25 protein-coding genes and 1 pseudogene are annotated in these 13822 nt (G+C 65.5%); 25 read left to right on the top strand and 1 reads right to left on the bottom strand.

What is annotated here, in order from left to right; translation table 11 throughout:
* Positions 1–129: 129 nt before the first annotated feature.
* Positions 130–927: a hypothetical protein gene (locus ACZ3I3_RS06435; protein ID WP_467363023.1), complete on the bottom strand. Its 798-nt coding sequence runs from the start codon at positions 925–927 to the stop codon at positions 130–132.
* Between the two features lie 171 nt (positions 928–1098).
* Here ACZ3I3_RS06435 and ACZ3I3_RS06430 point away from each other — a divergent pair, with 171 nt between their 5' ends.
* The 25 genes and pseudogenes from ACZ3I3_RS06430 (at position 1099) to rpsQ (ending at position 13800) form a co-directional block, all read left to right on the top strand.
* A complete protein-coding gene (locus ACZ3I3_RS06430; RefSeq protein ID WP_467363021.1) occupies positions 1099–1578 on the top strand; it encodes a hypothetical protein in 480 nt (159 codons plus the stop codon).
* A 199-nt stretch (positions 1579–1777) separates the two neighbouring features.
* Positions 1778–1981, top strand: coding sequence for a hypothetical protein (locus ACZ3I3_RS06425; protein WP_467363020.1), 204 nt, complete (start codon positions 1778–1780; stop codon positions 1979–1981).
* A 117-nt stretch (positions 1982–2098) separates the two neighbouring features.
* A complete protein-coding gene (locus ACZ3I3_RS06420) occupies positions 2099–2530 on the top strand; it encodes an SMI1/KNR4 family protein (RefSeq protein WP_467363018.1) in 432 nt (143 codons plus the stop codon).
* 11 nt (positions 2531–2541) lie between these two features.
* Positions 2542–3009, top strand: a complete 468-nt coding sequence (locus ACZ3I3_RS06415) for a hypothetical protein (RefSeq protein WP_467363017.1) — start codon at positions 2542–2544, stop codon at positions 3007–3009.
* Positions 3010–3031: 22 nt separating this feature from the next.
* On the top strand, positions 3032–3364 hold the full coding sequence (locus tag ACZ3I3_RS06410) for a hypothetical protein (RefSeq protein WP_467363015.1): 333 nt from the start codon (positions 3032–3034) through the stop codon (positions 3362–3364).
* A gap of 1 nt (position 3365) precedes the next feature.
* The gene (locus ACZ3I3_RS06405; protein ID WP_467363013.1) at positions 3366–3911 is read left to right on the top strand and encodes a barstar family protein; all 546 of its coding nucleotides are present in this window, start codon (positions 3366–3368) and stop codon (positions 3909–3911) included.
* 5 nt (positions 3912–3916) lie between these two features.
* On the top strand, positions 3917–4408 hold the full coding sequence (locus ACZ3I3_RS06400) for a hypothetical protein (protein WP_467363011.1): 492 nt from the start codon (positions 3917–3919) through the stop codon (positions 4406–4408).
* A gap of 90 nt (positions 4409–4498) precedes the next feature.
* Positions 4499–4879, top strand: a complete 381-nt coding sequence (locus tag ACZ3I3_RS06395; protein ID WP_467363010.1) for a hypothetical protein — start codon at positions 4499–4501, stop codon at positions 4877–4879.
* Positions 4876–5409, top strand: a complete 534-nt coding sequence (locus tag ACZ3I3_RS06390; RefSeq protein WP_467363373.1) for an SMI1/KNR4 family protein — start codon at positions 4876–4878, stop codon at positions 5407–5409. The genes ACZ3I3_RS06395 and ACZ3I3_RS06390 overlap by 4 nt, the downstream gene beginning before the upstream one ends.
* Positions 5393–5917 carry a hypothetical protein gene (locus ACZ3I3_RS06385; RefSeq protein ID WP_467363009.1) on the top strand — a complete coding sequence of 175 codons (525 nt, stop codon included), beginning with the start codon at positions 5393–5395 and terminating at the stop codon, positions 5915–5917. The genes ACZ3I3_RS06390 and ACZ3I3_RS06385 overlap by 17 nt, the downstream gene beginning before the upstream one ends.
* A 78-nt stretch (positions 5918–5995) precedes the next feature.
* Positions 5996–6490, top strand: a complete 495-nt coding sequence (locus ACZ3I3_RS06380; protein ID WP_467363007.1) for a hypothetical protein — start codon at positions 5996–5998, stop codon at positions 6488–6490.
* Positions 6429–7178, top strand: coding sequence for a hypothetical protein (locus ACZ3I3_RS06375; RefSeq protein WP_467363006.1), 750 nt, complete (start codon positions 6429–6431; stop codon positions 7176–7178). The genes ACZ3I3_RS06380 and ACZ3I3_RS06375 overlap by 62 nt, the downstream gene beginning before the upstream one ends.
* Positions 7179–7486: 308 nt before the next feature.
* A pseudogene (locus tag ACZ3I3_RS06370) lies at positions 7487–7660 on the top strand (SUKH-3 domain-containing protein); the annotation flags it as partial.
* Between the two features lie 118 nt (positions 7661–7778).
* A complete protein-coding gene (locus ACZ3I3_RS06365) occupies positions 7779–7952 on the top strand; it encodes a hypothetical protein (protein WP_467363387.1) in 174 nt (57 codons plus the stop codon).
* 478 nt (positions 7953–8430) lie between these two features.
* Positions 8431–8739: a 30S ribosomal protein S10 gene (rpsJ, locus tag ACZ3I3_RS06360; RefSeq protein ID WP_003948644.1), complete on the top strand. Its 309-nt coding sequence runs from the start codon at positions 8431–8433 to the stop codon at positions 8737–8739.
* Between the two features lie 17 nt (positions 8740–8756).
* Positions 8757–9401 carry a 50S ribosomal protein L3 gene (gene rplC, locus ACZ3I3_RS06355; protein ID WP_059424828.1) on the top strand — a complete coding sequence of 215 codons (645 nt, stop codon included), beginning with the start codon at positions 8757–8759 and terminating at the stop codon, positions 9399–9401.
* 4 nt (positions 9402–9405) lie between these two features.
* Positions 9406–10062: a 50S ribosomal protein L4 gene (gene rplD / locus ACZ3I3_RS06350; protein WP_467363003.1), complete on the top strand. Its 657-nt coding sequence runs from the start codon at positions 9406–9408 to the stop codon at positions 10060–10062.
* Positions 10062–10481: a 50S ribosomal protein L23 gene (rplW, locus tag ACZ3I3_RS06345; protein ID WP_338782539.1), complete on the top strand. Its 420-nt coding sequence runs from the start codon at positions 10062–10064 to the stop codon at positions 10479–10481. Before rplD ends, rplW begins: the two co-directional genes overlap by 1 nt.
* Before the next feature lie 38 nt (positions 10482–10519).
* Positions 10520–11356 (top strand): 50S ribosomal protein L2, encoded by an 837-nt coding sequence (gene rplB, locus ACZ3I3_RS06340; RefSeq protein ID WP_086560683.1) that lies wholly within the window; start codon positions 10520–10522, stop codon positions 11354–11356.
* Positions 11357–11368: 12 nt separating this feature from the next.
* Positions 11369–11650 (top strand): 30S ribosomal protein S19, encoded by a 282-nt coding sequence (rpsS, locus tag ACZ3I3_RS06335; protein ID WP_003992359.1) that lies wholly within the window; start codon positions 11369–11371, stop codon positions 11648–11650.
* Between the two features lie 42 nt (positions 11651–11692).
* Entirely contained in the window at positions 11693–12040 is a 348-nt protein-coding gene (gene rplV / locus ACZ3I3_RS06330) for a 50S ribosomal protein L22 (RefSeq protein WP_010036727.1), read from the top strand.
* Positions 12040–12864: a 30S ribosomal protein S3 gene (gene rpsC, locus ACZ3I3_RS06325; RefSeq protein ID WP_010036723.1), complete on the top strand. Its 825-nt coding sequence runs from the start codon at positions 12040–12042 to the stop codon at positions 12862–12864. The genes rplV and rpsC overlap by 1 nt, the downstream gene beginning before the upstream one ends.
* A gap of 5 nt (positions 12865–12869) precedes the next feature.
* The gene (rplP, locus tag ACZ3I3_RS06320) at positions 12870–13289 is read left to right on the top strand and encodes a 50S ribosomal protein L16 (RefSeq protein WP_086601013.1); all 420 of its coding nucleotides are present in this window, start codon (positions 12870–12872) and stop codon (positions 13287–13289) included.
* Positions 13289–13513: a 50S ribosomal protein L29 gene (gene rpmC, locus ACZ3I3_RS06315; RefSeq protein WP_010036720.1), complete on the top strand. Its 225-nt coding sequence runs from the start codon at positions 13289–13291 to the stop codon at positions 13511–13513. Before rplP ends, rpmC begins: the two co-directional genes overlap by 1 nt.
* Complete coding sequence (gene rpsQ / locus ACZ3I3_RS06310) at positions 13513–13800, top strand: 30S ribosomal protein S17 (protein ID WP_010036717.1); 288 nt, start codon at positions 13513–13515, stop codon at positions 13798–13800. Before rpmC ends, rpsQ begins: the two co-directional genes overlap by 1 nt.
* The last annotated feature ends 22 nt before the right edge of the window (positions 13801–13822 follow it).

Here is a 13822-nt window from a genome sequence, read left to right as displayed (position 1 = left end):
CCACCCCCCCGGGGGGGGGGCGGGGGGGGGGGGCCTTGGGGCGGGGTGCTTACACCCCGGCCCCGGCGCGGCGGGCCCGGGGGGGGGGCCCCCCCCCCCCCCCCCCGGGCCCCCACGCCGGACGACGCGTCAGTTCAGGGGGCAGGGCAGGGCGTTCTGCCGGAACGGCGGCGGGTCGTAGTTGACGGCGGGGTGGTTGGCGCTCAGCAGGTCGGCGACCCTGTTGGTGTCGTCACCGCCGTACCACTGTGGGTTGTCGACGACCTGGTGGAGCGTCGGGTCCACCGGCGCGCCCTGCCTGACGCCGAGGTTGCTCCGCGTGGCCTCCACGCCCGTCGAGTCGGCGAAGTTGTCGTCGGGGCTGTAGCCGGTGGCCGCCCACGAGTCGAGGTGCTGTGGCTGCCTCCAGTAGCCGGGGGAGCACCAGTGGCTGGGGGGTGGCGGGGGCGTGTTGGTGCCGTCGGTTCCGTTGGTCCCGTTGGTTCCATTCGTGCCGTTGGTGCCGTTCGTACCATTGGTTCCGTTAGTTCCGTTAGTTCCGTTAGTTCCGTTGGTTCCATTGGTTCCGGTCTGGCCATTGGTTCCGTTGGATCCGTTGGGCAGCCCGATGAGACCCGTCACGAGCCCGATGTCACCGAGGATCCTCGGGGCGAAGATCGCCTTCTTGGTGCAGAAGTCGAAGGAGTGCGTGCCGACGCACTTGTGGACGAGCTTGTACTTGTTGCCCTTGTCCTTGCTCTTCCCCTTCTTCTTGTCGCCCTTGGCACTCCCCTTGCCGTACCCGTCACTGTGTGCCGGGGAGAGGGTGCTGCTCTGGGTGTGGGCGGTCCAGGGGCGCTCCCAGCCGATCGCCTCGGTGGCGGTGGTGGTGCCCAGCGAGACGGTGAGCACGGAGATGCCCACGAGCAGAGCTCGTTTGACCCGCATGACGCTCCTTTTTCGTTTCTGCGCGGGATTAGTTCCCGTGCGATCAGGCGGATTAGAGCAATGTCAGGCAATGGAAATCAATCAAAGCTGCCTCGACGCGCCCGCAAGGAAATGAAAAATGCACCAGAAGGGCGGCTTCTCATCGCATTTTCAGACTGGAACAATGCCCCTGTGCGCCTAGTGATCACTTCGCAGAAGACCGACACGCTGGACAGATGGCGGCGCGTCTTCGAAGACTGCCAAGACGTTGTCTGCCAGCGGGGACTGCGGGCCGACACTCCGGTCGACGCGGTGCTCATGGCAGGGATCTTCGCCCTCGAACGCTACGGCGGGCGTCCCGGCGTCGGAGAGGCCCAGATCCTGGAGAACCGGCGGGGCGACGGCTGGCACGACCTCATCATCGTGCCGCCTGGCAGGCCCATGACCAGGGACGCTCAGGGAGCCTGGACCGTCCGGGCCGCGTACGCGCACATACAGCCCGCCTACTTCGCGGCCTCGCGCTCTTTTCGCGCGGTCGAGGAGTGGAACGCGCACGACGTCGAGCGGCAGATCTCCGTGGTGGAGATCAACCTCCCCCTGATGGACATGGACAACCCGGGGGACGACTCGAGCCCGGAGTCCTTCAGGAAGGCGTTCAAGGAATGCCTTTGATCAAGATGAAGGGGCAGCGCCGGCTGCACCAGCCGGGTGACCTCTTCGTGCTCCAGCCGGAGGGGCATGGGCTCCGTTTCGGTCGGATTGTGAGAACTGGGCAGAGCGGCCCCGAGGGCAGGTTCCCCGGAGGCATCCTCGCCTACGTGTATGACGTCCGTGCCGAGACCGAGAAGCCGGACCCGCTCGCATTGACGCCTTGCTCAAGCCGACAGACCTGCTGGCTCAGCACTGTTTCTTCGATCCCGCGCGCAGTGCCTACGTGGATGAGAACGACAAGGTGATCGCTGGCCGAACCGAACCTTGCGGTATTTTTGTCCTGGCCCATTTCGCCCTGTTCGACGGCCAGGTGGACGACGCCCTGGCCGGTCGGCTCGCACCGGCGCCATCACCGAAGGCATAGCGAGTACTTGCCGCACCAGCTGCCGTGAGGCAGCGCTCGGACGGCGTCCAGGAGTCTTCGGCACCGAGCCGTGCGCCCGACCGACGCCGACGGCAACGAATCGTGGGAGTGCATGTCATGTGGCGCGAGTTCGTCGGAGCGTTCCCCTCAACGGAGCTCCGTGACCCCGTGTGTCCCGGCACCCTCGACCGGATCGAATCGGTCCTGGGGCAGCCGCTCCCGAGTGGCCTCCGCGCCTTTCTTCTCGAGAGCGATGGGCTGGCCGATGAATACGGCACCGACGTCATCTGGTCTGCCGAGCGGATCCTCTGCGACAATCTCTTGTTTCGCAACGACGAACAGTACAAGTCCCTGTACATGGCCTTCGATTCGCTGATGTTCTTCGGGGACAACGGCGGGGGAGACCAGTTCGCCTTCGTCCGGTGCCCCGAGCGCCAGGAGGTGTTCGTCTGGGACCATGAGACGGACAGCAGAAACCTCGTGGCACCGAGCCTGGAGCGCTATGTGCGCAGTGCGTTGGAGAGCGACGGCGGGGATTGGTACCGGTAGGGATACTGCTCATGGCGTCCGCATGGGACTGGGAAAGCGGCAAGGGCCTGTTGGGCCTCGACGACCCTGCGGAGTGGGATGCCGCGTGGGAGCGCGGTGAGAGTCGTCTCGGTACAGCGGCGATCGGGTTGGCGCTCCAGTGTTCGCTGGAGGAGGCCTCGCCTCGGATCGTGAGGGCGACGCAGTCGCCGCATCCCGAGCAGCGGGGATACGCGTTCACTGCCGCGGGTACCGCAGCGCGGCTGAACCGGGAGTTGACGCCGGAGCTGTACGCGGTGCTGCGCGTGGAGGGGTTCAAGGGCCAGGCCGGGGACGCCATCGACGACACGCTGACCTTCGTGCCGTTCCGCAAGCTGCCGGCGTGGTTCAAGTGGCGGTGGGTGCAGGCGACGGTGTGGAACAAGGTGGAGGGCTGGTGGCTGCGCTTTGTGGACATCGTCGGGGAGGCGTGGAGGGCTGGGCGCGGGCGTCGTTCCTGATGCTTGTAGGGTCTCCGGCATCATGACGGCAGAATTTCTTATGCGCCTCGACGAGGGCATGCTCGAATACTTCCGAGACATCGCGAGCGAAATGGTGTCGAGGTTCGGTATCTCCCGTGCCGAGGCCGTGGCGAGGATCAACGACCGGTACCAGCACGTCGACATTTCTCCCTACCCGGATCTCATGTGCCATGAGTTTCCGGAGTACTGGGCTTATGGCCTGTACTACCACCCGGACGAGGCGGGCCGACTGCCGACCGGGGGCGAGGTCGACCATGAGTCCATCGACTTCTCCGTCTTGAAGGTACGCCCCGCTCCTGAATCGGGCTCACCCGTCTGGACGATCAAGGATTGAGATGCGACCCAGGCTTCACATCACCGGAACCTCAGAGCCCTGGGTCGTATTGATTCCCCATGGAGAGGCCGGGATCCAGCAGCAGCTGTCACGGCTGGAGGCCAAGGGAGGCCGTGTCCACCACTTCGACTCCCGCGACCTGATGACCGAGGACGGGATCTACCGTTCGTTCGCGGAGGTTCTACGATTTCCCGGGTACTTCGGCAGGAACTGGGACGCGCTGGTGGACTGCCTGGACGATCTGTGCGCTGAGGTGACCGGTGGAGTCGGGATCGTAGGGGTAATTCGCGAGGCGGATCGACTCCTGGAAGCGGAACACTCCCCCCTCTTCGTATCGGTCCTCTGCCAGGGTGCTGACCGTGCGAACTCATCGGTCGATCTGGATGGCTTCCCCCTGGACCGGCCGGCGATCGTCGAACACTTCGTTTTCGAGTTCCACGAGTTCGATCGCGAGAAGATGGCGCGACGGATTGATCAAAATGACCTGACAGTCACCAGCGGTGAAATGTTCGTCGCTGCCGGGCTCAATCCCGAGAAATGGCATTGACATAAATGGTTGACGTAACTGAAGAACTGAGTCGGCTGTCCGACCTCGACAGGCTCACTGGTCAGGCCGTGGAAGCGGTTCTCGCCGCATCGGGCTGGGAAGGCGAGCGCAGGAACCCGGCGAAGGAATGGGCGACCACCTGGAGGCGGGGCGACGCCGGCGCTTGGATCCAGGGCGACGAGCCGGTGGAGGTGGAGTTCACCCTCTGGTTCCGCGAGGTCGCCGACGAGTGGCCCGACCCTGACACGTACCTGGACGACTTGTACGACGCTGCTGCCGCCGAACTCCCGGCTGTCGTCTCCCAGCTCGAGTCCGGAGCGCTCGGCACTCGCCTCGAGGTGTGCGACGAGGATCTGACAGGCGGGGCGGACTTCATCGACCACACCGCCTGGAGGGTCTCCGGCAAGGTCCTGCTGGCAGGGGTCAAGCACGATGACACCGAGGTGCCGGTGCAACTCGTCGTCGTCCTGCGCGAGGCGGGGCGGCCGGCCCGCTGATTCGACCACCACCTTGCACTGGCGGCGAGTCACCCATGCACCGTTCGTGTTCCCGGCCGTGTCGTCGTAGCTCCATAAATAAGGAGATTCATGACCTACCTCGCTGTTTTCGAAGGAAAGAGCGGCCAGGTCGTCGACCGCGATGCTCTTGTTCGGGCGCTCCGGTCGGACTGGCCCGAGGCCGACGTCTCCGTGAGCAGCGGTGACAGTCCCGGGCGCGAAGTGCGGGACGTGGCATGGCTGTATCGCGCGGCGGGAGACCGGCTGGAAGGCCGGACCCACATCGATGGGACCTGTCTCTACCTGGAAGGCCCCCTGGACCTCGCTGCCCGATTCGCCGTCTGGTATCGGAGGCTGGTGCCGCCGAACGAGGAACTCACCTTCTGTGATGACTCCTACAGCTTCGCGGTGCCGGTAACCGCGGAGGCGAGCCCTCAGAGCATCGAGCAGGCGGTGGAGGCGACCTTCTGACTCGACGGGGCTCCATCCTCGTAGGCAGCACAACAAAGGGCTGGTGGCAGGATGATCAGCTGGATGTGGCTGAGGAGGCCCTCGGCGTAGCGCTGCCGGACGACTACAAGTGGCTCGTCGAGCGGTACGGGCCGGGATCCTTCGATGATTTCCTGCACATCTTCCAGCCGGAGTCGCCCTTCTCCATGACCCGTCTCCTGGAGTCCTCGGAGCGGGCCGCTGGGATCCTGGACCAGGCGCGGGAGAGGGGTGTGAACATCCCGTACGAGACCGACGAACTGCTGGCCGTCGGGGCAACGGACAACGGCGACACGATCTACTGGGTGACCTGTCCGGAGGAGGAGCCGAATTCCTGGACCATCACAGCCAACGGCGCGCGCACCATGAAGTGGCCGCACTTCGAAGGCGGACTCGTCGAGTTCCTGGCCGCGGTGAGGTCCGGTGCGCATCACGTGGACGTCTTTCCGCAGGTTTTCCCCCGAGAGCCGGTGTTCTCCCCCTACCCGGCTCCGGATGCGCGCCGCCGCTGATCATCAGGTGGCTGCCCTCGCACCACGTCGGTTCGTGATGGCGTCCGACTTGGACTGGGAAAGCGGCGAAGGACTGTTGGGCATCGACGACCCGGCAGAGTGGGACGCCGCGTTCGAGCGTGGTGAAAAGCATCTCGGAACAGCGGCGATCGGTTTGGCCTTCAACTGTTCGCTGGAGGATGCGTCGCCGCGGATCGTCCGGGCGATGCAGCTACCGGATGCAGCTCAGCGCGGGTTCGCGTTCACGGCGGCGGGCACCGCGGCCCGGCTCAACGGCGCGTTGACGCCAGAGCTGTACGCCACACTGCGGGCGGAGGGCCTCGGCCGCAAGAGCATCGCCGAGAACGCCATCGACGACACCCTCGACTACGTGCCGTTCCGGCAGCTTCCGCTGTGGCTCAAATGGCGCAAGGTCGTGTCAAAGGTGCAGGACAAGCTGGAGACCTGGCGGCTGGAATCCGTCTACGCCGTCAGTGACGCCTGGCGGGCCCTGCGCGGCCGGCGGTGATGAACAAGAAGGGGCAGAGGATTGGCACCTACGACGCGGACCTCAACTACATCAAGAAGTAACGGATTCTCGCTTCAGGTGGTCTCTGTCCCGTCACCGAAAGAAGTCGAAGCCGGCGGTGGCGCCGTTGGTCGCATCGTGGTGGGGGAGTTCGCAGAGGATTTTCCGATGGCTCTGTCCTATTGGGGAGTGGAGCAATATCGTGCCAGCTGGGTCAAGGCCTTGAGGGCTCTGGAGCGCGAGAGCGATGCGACGTCGTGTCTCATTTCATCCATCACAGACCCAGAGAACAGTAACTTTATTTTCTGTTGGCCCCTTTACAGGTCAGGGGAAATCGTCTACGTCCAGAACTCGATCATTTTTCTCGAAGAGCTGGAGGAGGGATTTATTCCTGACGAGCCATGGCATTTTGTGGAAGCGCGATCAGCTATTGATGAAGATGGGAATGAGATCTCTGAGTGGCAGACGACTATTGATAGAGTCAGGGATTGGCGCATAAGGGGAGGTCAACATGGATCCGGCTGCGGTAGTTTCGGTATTTCCCGGCGTGGAGGAGTTCGCGGGGATCCCTGATGCCTGGCACTGGTCCCCTGTGCCAGGCCTGGACTTCGCTGCAGCTCTTAGTGCTGATGGGCGCCATCTCTTCCAGGTGAATGCTCGCGACACGTACGACCAGGCACTGGTGGGTGCGCTTCTCCAGGCTGCACGCGAAAACAGTTCGCTGTTGCTGGAAAAAGGTGCGCTGCTGAGCACTCTCCAAGGCTTTCGTCACCCCGGACGAAACTTCGAAGTCCTCGCGGCCGCACGGCCCGGGGTTCATCGCTACCATGAAGTTCAGCAGCCCGAGCTCCAGCAGGTCACATGGGCAGTCTTTCCCGGCTATGCATGTGAATTTGCGGACCCGAGCCGCTACTCACTCGAAGACGCACGGGAGAGTTTCATCCGGTTCCTCTCGCCGGCCAATCTCAACAGGGAATCCGTGCCGTTTCTCAGGCTCTGGTACGACAACACGGTCACCAAGGGGGGAACTGACGGCCCGGACGGAATCCTTGCAGCGGAGACCACGCTGTACCGGGAGATCAAACTGCTTGAAGGCGCGCCGGGCAGTTTCGTCCGGTTCGAAAACTTCCGAGGGCGCGTTTTCCGCATCGAGTGGGACTCGGAGCGAACCTGGACGCTCACCGAAGAGACGCAGGGCAGCGGTCCGGACACCCTCGCCCTTTCTGACATGTTGTCGTTCGTGGAGCAGTCCCTGCGATGACGCATCCCCGCCTGCGGGTCACCGTGGCCGACGACGAGGTCTGGGACGACCCTTCCGGCTGACAGATCAAGGGGCTTTTCGTGACGATCTGACGCTGCTGCTCGAATATCGAAACGGAAGCGCCCTTGCGCACTATCGCGCGGAGGTGAGCGTGAGGTCGGACCGGGGAGGTGCCGATCTGGTGATCCCTGTCATGCTGGAGTGGGCCGCCCGCCGACCGGGTTGGCGTACGGCATTGCCCTGGGTGCGCTGGGACGCGGACGACCGGCCGTGAAGCCGCATCAGCCGGATGTCGGAACGATCTGCGAGTGAGCGTTCGACAGAGGTCGGGCCGGGGCTGGTCCTGGCAGACCGAAGAAGTGCTGCGCCGCGCGGGCTGGCGCCCCGGGCGTTCGGTGCCGACCGAGACATGGGAATCGGTCCTGCGTGAACGCGGCTCCTTCGTCGTCCACGAAGCCGCGCGCCGGTTCCTCTCCGAGTCTGGCGACCTGGTGACGTACGGATGGCCCGCCGGCTCGATCACCACCTCGTCGGCCGTCCGGAGCGGGGCGTCCCTCTACCGCGTCGCCTCGGATTGTCCGGGCGACGCAGATGCCGGACGTGGTTCAGCGAGCGTTCGCTTTCACCGCCGACCATGTGCCGTTCCGGCAGCTGCCGCAGTGGCTCAAGTGGTGGAAGATCGCGTCAGAGGTGCAGGACAAACTGGAGGCCTGGCGGCTGGACGCGACCTACGCGATCAGTGACGCCTGGAAGGCGCTGCGCCGACGGCGCTGAGGGAAGACTCTCGGCTGTCGCGGCCGAGCGGGACGCCGCACACGAGCCGGCCGTGCGAGCCCTTGTTTGACCTACGTCACCCCCGGGGTATTCTCTCCGGCTCGATTGGCGTCCGCCGTGCCCCGTATGGCAGACTGTCCGAGTTGCTCGGTCGAGTGTTGATGCTGCGCGCCTCCCGCCGGGAGGACCGGAAGCGAGTCCCACAGTACTCGTCGCCCTAACTGCCACACGGCAGCGCTGGGGCGGACGTACGGGAATCTTTCGGGAAGTGTCAGTGCGGCGCCGGCCAGGCACCCGGTGGGCTTTCGCCTCCGGCTCGCGGTACCGGAAGGGCCGTGTGCAATCCCGCAGGGATGTTCGATCAAGGGACATCTATGTCAGCGGGAGAGCGACACGCCCGACCGCGTGGGTCGGAGAGGGAAGAGAAATGGAACACCGGGTTCCAGAGCGTTACGAGAGACAGGACTACTGAGTAGCCATGGCGGGACAGAAGATCCGCATCCGGCTCAAGGCCTACGACCACGAGGTCATCGACAGCTCGGCGAAGAAGATCGTCGAGACGGTGACGCGTACTGGTGCGTCGGTCGCGGGCCCGGTGCCGCTGCCCACTGAGAAGAACGTGTACTGCGTCATCAAGTCGCCGCACAAGTACAAGGACTCGCGCGAGCACTTCGAGATGCGCACGCACAAGCGCCTGATCGACATCCTCGACCCCACCCCCAAGACCGTTGACTCTCTGATGCGACTCGACCTCCCGGCCGGTGTCGACATCGAGATCAAGCTCTGAGGCCGGTGATCTGAGAGATGGCTAAGCAGATCAAGGGCATCCTGGGCGAGAAGCTCGGCATGACGCAGGTGTGGGACGCGAACAACCGCGTCGTCCCGGTCACCGTCGTCAAGGCCGGCCCCAACGTCGTCACCCAGGTCCGTACGAACGATGTCGACGGCTACGAGTCCGTCCAGATCGCTTTCGGCGAGATCGACCCGCGCAAGGTGAACAAGCCCCTCAAGGGCCACTTCTCCAAGGCCGACGTCACCCCCCGTCGCCACCTCGTCGAGATCCGCACCGCGGACGCCTCCGAGTACACGCTGGGCCAGGAGATCACCGCTGAGGTGTTCGAGGCCGGCGTGAAGGTCGACGTGACCGGCAAGAGCAAGGGCAAGGGCTTCGCCGGTGTCATGAAGCGTCACAACTTCAAGGGCCTCGGCGCCGGACACGGCACCCAGCGCAAGCACCGCTCTCCCGGCTCCATCGGTGGCTGTGCCACCCCGGGCCGCGTGTTCAAGGGCCTCCGCATGGCGGGTCGCATGGGCAACGAGCGGGTCACCACCCAGAACCTGACCGTCCACGCCGTTGACGCGGAGAAGGGTCTGCTGCTCATCAAGGGCGCGGTTCCCGGTCCGAACGGCGGCCTCGTCCTGGTCCGCACCGCGGCCAAGGGGGCCTGAGGTAATGAGCACTGTTGACATCCTTTCGCCGGCGGGCGACAAGGCCGGTTCCGTCGAGCTCCCCGCGGAGATCTTCGACGTCGAGAAGGTCAGCATTCCGCTGATCCACCAGGTCGTCGTCGCACAGCTGGCCGCTGCCCGTCAGGGCACGCACAAGACCAAGACCCGTGGCGAGGTCCGCGGCGGTGGCAAGAAGCCGTACCGCCAGAAGGGCACCGGTCGCGCCCGTCAGGGTTCGACCCGCGCGCCGCAGTTCGCCGGTGGTGGCGTCGTGCACGGTCCCGTGCCGCGTGACTACTCGCAGCGGACGCCCAAGAAGATGAAGGCTGCCGCGCTGCGTCACGCCCTCACCGACCGGGCCCGTCACAACCGCATCCACGTCGTCTCCGGCGTGGTCGAGGGCGAGAACCCCTCCACGAAGGCCGCCAAGAGCCTGTTCGGCAAGATCAGCGAGCGCAAGAACCTGCTCCTGGTCGTCGACCGCGCCGACGAGGCCGCGTGGCTGTCCGCCCGCAACCTGCCCCAGGTCCACATCCTGGAGCCGGGCCAGCTGAACACGTACGACGTTCTCGTCTCGGACGACGTGGTCTTCACCAAGGCCGCTTTCGAGTCCTTCGTCGCCGGCCCGAAGGCCAACGACACCGAAGGGAGCGAGGTCTGATGGCCATCCGTCACCCCGCTATCGCCTCGAAGGCCGCGAAGAAGGCCAAGGAGGCTCGCGTCAAGAAGGCGCGTCGCCACGCCACCGAGGGCAAGAACACCGTCGAGACCCCGCTGAGCAAGTCCTTCACGGACCCCCGTGACGTGCTGCTCAAGCCGGTCGTCTCGGAGAAGAGCTACGCGCTCCTCGACGAGGGCAAGTACACGTTCATCGTCGACCCGAGCGCCAACAAGACCCAGATCAAGCAGGCCGTTCAGTCGGTCTTCTCGGTCAAGGTCACCGGGGTCAACACGATCAACCGCCAGGGCAAGCGCAAGCGGACCCGCACGGGCTTCGGCCAGCGCGCGTCCACCAAGCGCGCGATCGTGACCCTCGCCGAGGGCGACCGTATCGACATCTTCGGCGGTCCGACCGCGTAAGCGGTCAGGATCGTCCGGAATCGGACGAGGACTGAGAAATGGGTATCCGCAAGTACAAGCCGACGACTCCTGGCCGTCGTGGCGCCAGCGTCGCCGACTTCGTCGAGGTCACGCGGTCCACGCCGGAGAAGTCGTTGGTCCGCCCCCTGCACAGCAAGGGTGGCCGTAACAACTCCGGTCGTGTGACCGTCCGCCACCAGGGTGGTGGCCACAAGCGCGCCTACCGCGTGATCGACTTCCGTCGTCACGACAAGGACGGCGTGCCGGCGAAGGTCGCGCACATCGAGTACGACCCCAACCGCACCGCGCGCATCGCGCTGCTGCACTACGCGGACGGCGAGAAGCGCTACATCCTCGCGCCGCGTGGCCTGTCGCAGGGCGACCGCGTCGAGAACGGTCCCGGGGCCGACATCAAGCCGGGCAACAACCTGGCCCTGCGCAACATCCCGGTCGGTACCACGCTGCACGCCATCGAGCTGCGTCCGGGCGGCGGCGCGAAGTTCGCCCGCTCCGCCGGCGCCTCGGTGCAGCTGCTCGCGAAGGAGGGCTCGATGGCCCACCTCCGCATGCCGTCCGGTGAGATCCGCCTGGTCGACCAGCGCTGCCGCGCCACGGTCGGCGAGGTGGGCAACGCCGAGCAGAGCAACATCAACTGGGGCAAGGCCGGCCGTAAGCGCTGGCTGGGCGTCCGCCCGACCGTGCGTGGTGTGGTCATGAACCCGGTTGACCACCCGCACGGTGGTGGTGAGGGCCGTACCTCCGGTGGTCGCCACCCGGTGTCCCCGTGGGGCAAGAAGGAAGGCCGTACTCGTTCGCCCAAGAAGGCGTCGAACAAGTACATCGTCCGCCGCCGCAAGACGAACAAGAAGCGCTAGGAGCGGGTTTAGATGCCGCGCAGTCTCAAGAAGGGGCCCTTCGTCGACGACCACCTGATCAAGAAGGTGGACGCCCAGAACGAAGCCGGCACCAAGAACGTCATCAAGACCTGGTCCCGTCGCTCCATGATCGTGCCGGCCATGCTCGGCCACACGCTCGCGGTGCACAACGGCAAGACCCACATTCCGGTGTTTGTCACCGAGTCGATGGTCGGCCACAAGCTCGGCGAGTTCTCGCCGACGCGCACCTTCCGGGGTCACGTCAAGGACGACCGGAAGTCGAAGCGCCGCTAAGCGCGGGGTGGAATGACCATGACAGACACTGGAAGGACAACCATGGAAGCCAGGGCCCAGGCGCGGTACATCCGCGTCACGCCCATGAAGGCCCGCCGAGTGGTGGACCTCATCCGTGGCCTGAACGCCACGGAGGCTCAGGCGGTCCTGCGTTTCGCCCCGCAGGCCGCGAGCGTGCCGGTCGGCAAGGTGCTGGACAGCGCCATTGCCAACGCCGCGCACAACTACGACCACACCGATGTCGACAGCCTCTACATCTCCGAGGCCTACGTCGACGAGGGCCCGACCCTGAAGCGGTTCCGTCCGCGCGCCCAGGGCCGTGCCTACCGGATCCGCAAGCGGACCAGCCACATCACCGTGGTCGTCAGCAGCAAGGAAGGAACCCGGTAATGGGCCAGAAGGTAAACCCGCACGGGTTCCGGCTCGGCGTTACGACCGACTTCAAGTCGCGCTGGTACGCCGACAAGCTGTACAAGGACTACGTCAAGGAAGACGTCGCCATCCGTCGGATGATGACGTCCGGCATGGAGCGCGCCGGCATCTCCAAGGTCGAGATCGAGCGCACCCGTGACCGTGTGCGTGTGGACATCCACACCGCGCGTCCGGGCATCGTGATCGGCCGCCGCGGCGCCGAGGCCGACCGCATCCGCGGTGACCTCGAGAAGCTCACCGGCAAGCAGGTCCAGCTGAACATCCTCGAGGTCAAGAACCCCGAGACCGACGCTCAGCTGGTCGCCCAGGCCGTCGCCGAGCAGCTCTCCTCCCGCGTCTCCTTCCGTCGGGCCATGCGCAAGAGCATGCAGTCCGCCATGAAGGCCGGCGCCAAGGGCATCAAGATCCAGTGCGGTGGCCGCCTCGGTGGCGCCGAGATGTCCCGCTCGGAGTTCTACCGCGAGGGCCGTGTGCCCCTGCACACGCTCCGCGCGAACGTGGACTACGGCTTCTTCGAGGCCAAGACGACCTTCGGCCGCATCGGCGTGAAGGTCTGGATCTACAAGGGCGACGTCAAGAACATCGCCGAGGTCCGCGCCGAGAACGCCGCTGCCCGTGCGGGTAACCGCCCGGCCCGCGGCGGTGCCGACCGCCCGGCCCGTGGTGGCCGCGGTGGCGAGCGGCGCGGTCGCAAGCCGCAGCAGGCTGCCGGCGCCGAGGCCCCCAAGGCCGAGGCTCCCGCTGCCGCCGCTCCGGCTGAGAGCACCGGAACGGAGGCCTGACCGACATGCTGATCCCCCGTAGGGTCAAGCACCGCAAGCAGCACCACCCCAAGCGCAGTGGTATGGCCAAGGGTGGCACTGAGGTCGCATTCGGCGAGTACGGTATCCAGGCGCTGACCCCGGCGTATGTGACGAACCGTCAGATCGAGGCCGCTCGTATCGCCATGACGCGTCACATCAAGCGTGGTGGCAAGGTCTGGATCAACATCTACCCGGACCGCCCCCTCACCAAGAAGCCGGCCGAGACCCGCATGGGTTCCGGTAAGGGCTCGCCGGAGTGGTGGGTGGCCAACGTCAAGCCCGGACGCGTGATGTTCGAGCTGTCGTACCCCAACGAGAAGATCGCGCGCGAGGCCCTGACCCGTGCGGCTCACAAGCTGCCGATGAAGTGCAAGATCGTCAAGCGCGAGGCAGGTGAAGCGTGATGTCGGCCGGTACCAAGGCGTCCGAGCTGCGCGAGCTGGGCAACGAGGAGCTGCTCAACAAGCTCCGCGAGGCCAAGGAAGAGCTGTTCAACCTCCGCTTCCAGGCGGCGACGGGCCAGCTCGAGAACCACGGTCGGCTCAAGGCCGTCCGCAAGGACATCGCGCGGATCTACACCCTGATGCGTGAGCGCGAGCTGGGCATCGAGACGGTGGAGAGCGCCTGATGAGCGAGAGCAACGTGACTGAAGAGACCAAGACGGACCGCGGATTCCGCAAGACCCGTGAGGGTCTGGTCGTCAGCGACAAGATGGACAAGACCGTCGTCGTCGCCGTCGAGGACCGCGTCAAGCACGCGCTGTACGGCAAGGTCATCCGCCGTACGAACAAGCTCAAGGCGCACGACGAGCAGAACGCCGCGGGTGTCGGCGACCGCGTCCTCCTCATGGAGACCCGGCCGCTGTCCGCGACGAAGCGCTGGCGCGTCGTGGAGATCCTCGAGAAGGCGAAGTAACCAAGCGGGGGCGCAAGCCCCC

Source organism: Streptomyces sp. NPDC016851, assembly GCF_055562795.1.
This window is presented reverse-complemented; position numbering and strand designations above follow the sequence as displayed.

Excerpts from the sequence above, each read along its gene's own strand:
- ACZ3I3_RS06435 (WP_467363023.1), bottom strand. The coding sequence starts at position 927 with ATGCGGGTCAAACGAGCTCTGCTCGTGGGCATCTCCGTGCTCACCGTC.
- ACZ3I3_RS06420 (WP_467363018.1), top strand. The coding sequence starts at position 2,099 with ATGTGGCGCGAGTTCGTCGGAGCGTTCCCCTCAACGGAGCTCCGTGAC.
- ACZ3I3_RS06415 (WP_467363017.1), top strand. The coding sequence starts at position 2,542 with ATGGCGTCCGCATGGGACTGGGAAAGCGGCAAGGGCCTGTTGGGCCTC.
- ACZ3I3_RS06410 (WP_467363015.1), top strand. The coding sequence starts at position 3,032 with ATGACGGCAGAATTTCTTATGCGCCTCGACGAGGGCATGCTCGAATAC.
- ACZ3I3_RS06405 (WP_467363013.1), top strand. The coding sequence starts at position 3,366 with ATGCGACCCAGGCTTCACATCACCGGAACCTCAGAGCCCTGGGTCGTA.
- ACZ3I3_RS06400 (WP_467363011.1), top strand. The coding sequence starts at position 3,917 with ATGGTTGACGTAACTGAAGAACTGAGTCGGCTGTCCGACCTCGACAGG.
- ACZ3I3_RS06395 (WP_467363010.1), top strand. The coding sequence starts at position 4,499 with ATGACCTACCTCGCTGTTTTCGAAGGAAAGAGCGGCCAGGTCGTCGAC.
- ACZ3I3_RS06385 (WP_467363009.1), top strand. The coding sequence starts at position 5,393 with ATGCGCGCCGCCGCTGATCATCAGGTGGCTGCCCTCGCACCACGTCGG.
- ACZ3I3_RS06375 (WP_467363006.1), top strand. The coding sequence starts at position 6,429 with ATGGATCCGGCTGCGGTAGTTTCGGTATTTCCCGGCGTGGAGGAGTTC.
- rpsJ (WP_003948644.1), top strand. The coding sequence starts at position 8,431 with ATGGCGGGACAGAAGATCCGCATCCGGCTCAAGGCCTACGACCACGAG.
- rplC (WP_059424828.1), top strand. The coding sequence starts at position 8,757 with ATGGCTAAGCAGATCAAGGGCATCCTGGGCGAGAAGCTCGGCATGACG.
- rplD (WP_467363003.1), top strand. The coding sequence starts at position 9,406 with ATGAGCACTGTTGACATCCTTTCGCCGGCGGGCGACAAGGCCGGTTCC.
- rplW (WP_338782539.1), top strand. The coding sequence starts at position 10,062 with ATGGCCATCCGTCACCCCGCTATCGCCTCGAAGGCCGCGAAGAAGGCC.
- rplB (WP_086560683.1), top strand. The coding sequence starts at position 10,520 with ATGGGTATCCGCAAGTACAAGCCGACGACTCCTGGCCGTCGTGGCGCC.
- rpsS (WP_003992359.1), top strand. The coding sequence starts at position 11,369 with ATGCCGCGCAGTCTCAAGAAGGGGCCCTTCGTCGACGACCACCTGATC.
- rplV (WP_010036727.1), top strand. The coding sequence starts at position 11,693 with ATGGAAGCCAGGGCCCAGGCGCGGTACATCCGCGTCACGCCCATGAAG.
- rpsC (WP_010036723.1), top strand. The coding sequence starts at position 12,040 with ATGGGCCAGAAGGTAAACCCGCACGGGTTCCGGCTCGGCGTTACGACC.
- rplP (WP_086601013.1), top strand. The coding sequence starts at position 12,870 with ATGCTGATCCCCCGTAGGGTCAAGCACCGCAAGCAGCACCACCCCAAG.
- rpmC (WP_010036720.1), top strand. The coding sequence starts at position 13,289 with ATGTCGGCCGGTACCAAGGCGTCCGAGCTGCGCGAGCTGGGCAACGAG.
- rpsQ (WP_010036717.1), top strand. The coding sequence starts at position 13,513 with ATGAGCGAGAGCAACGTGACTGAAGAGACCAAGACGGACCGCGGATTC.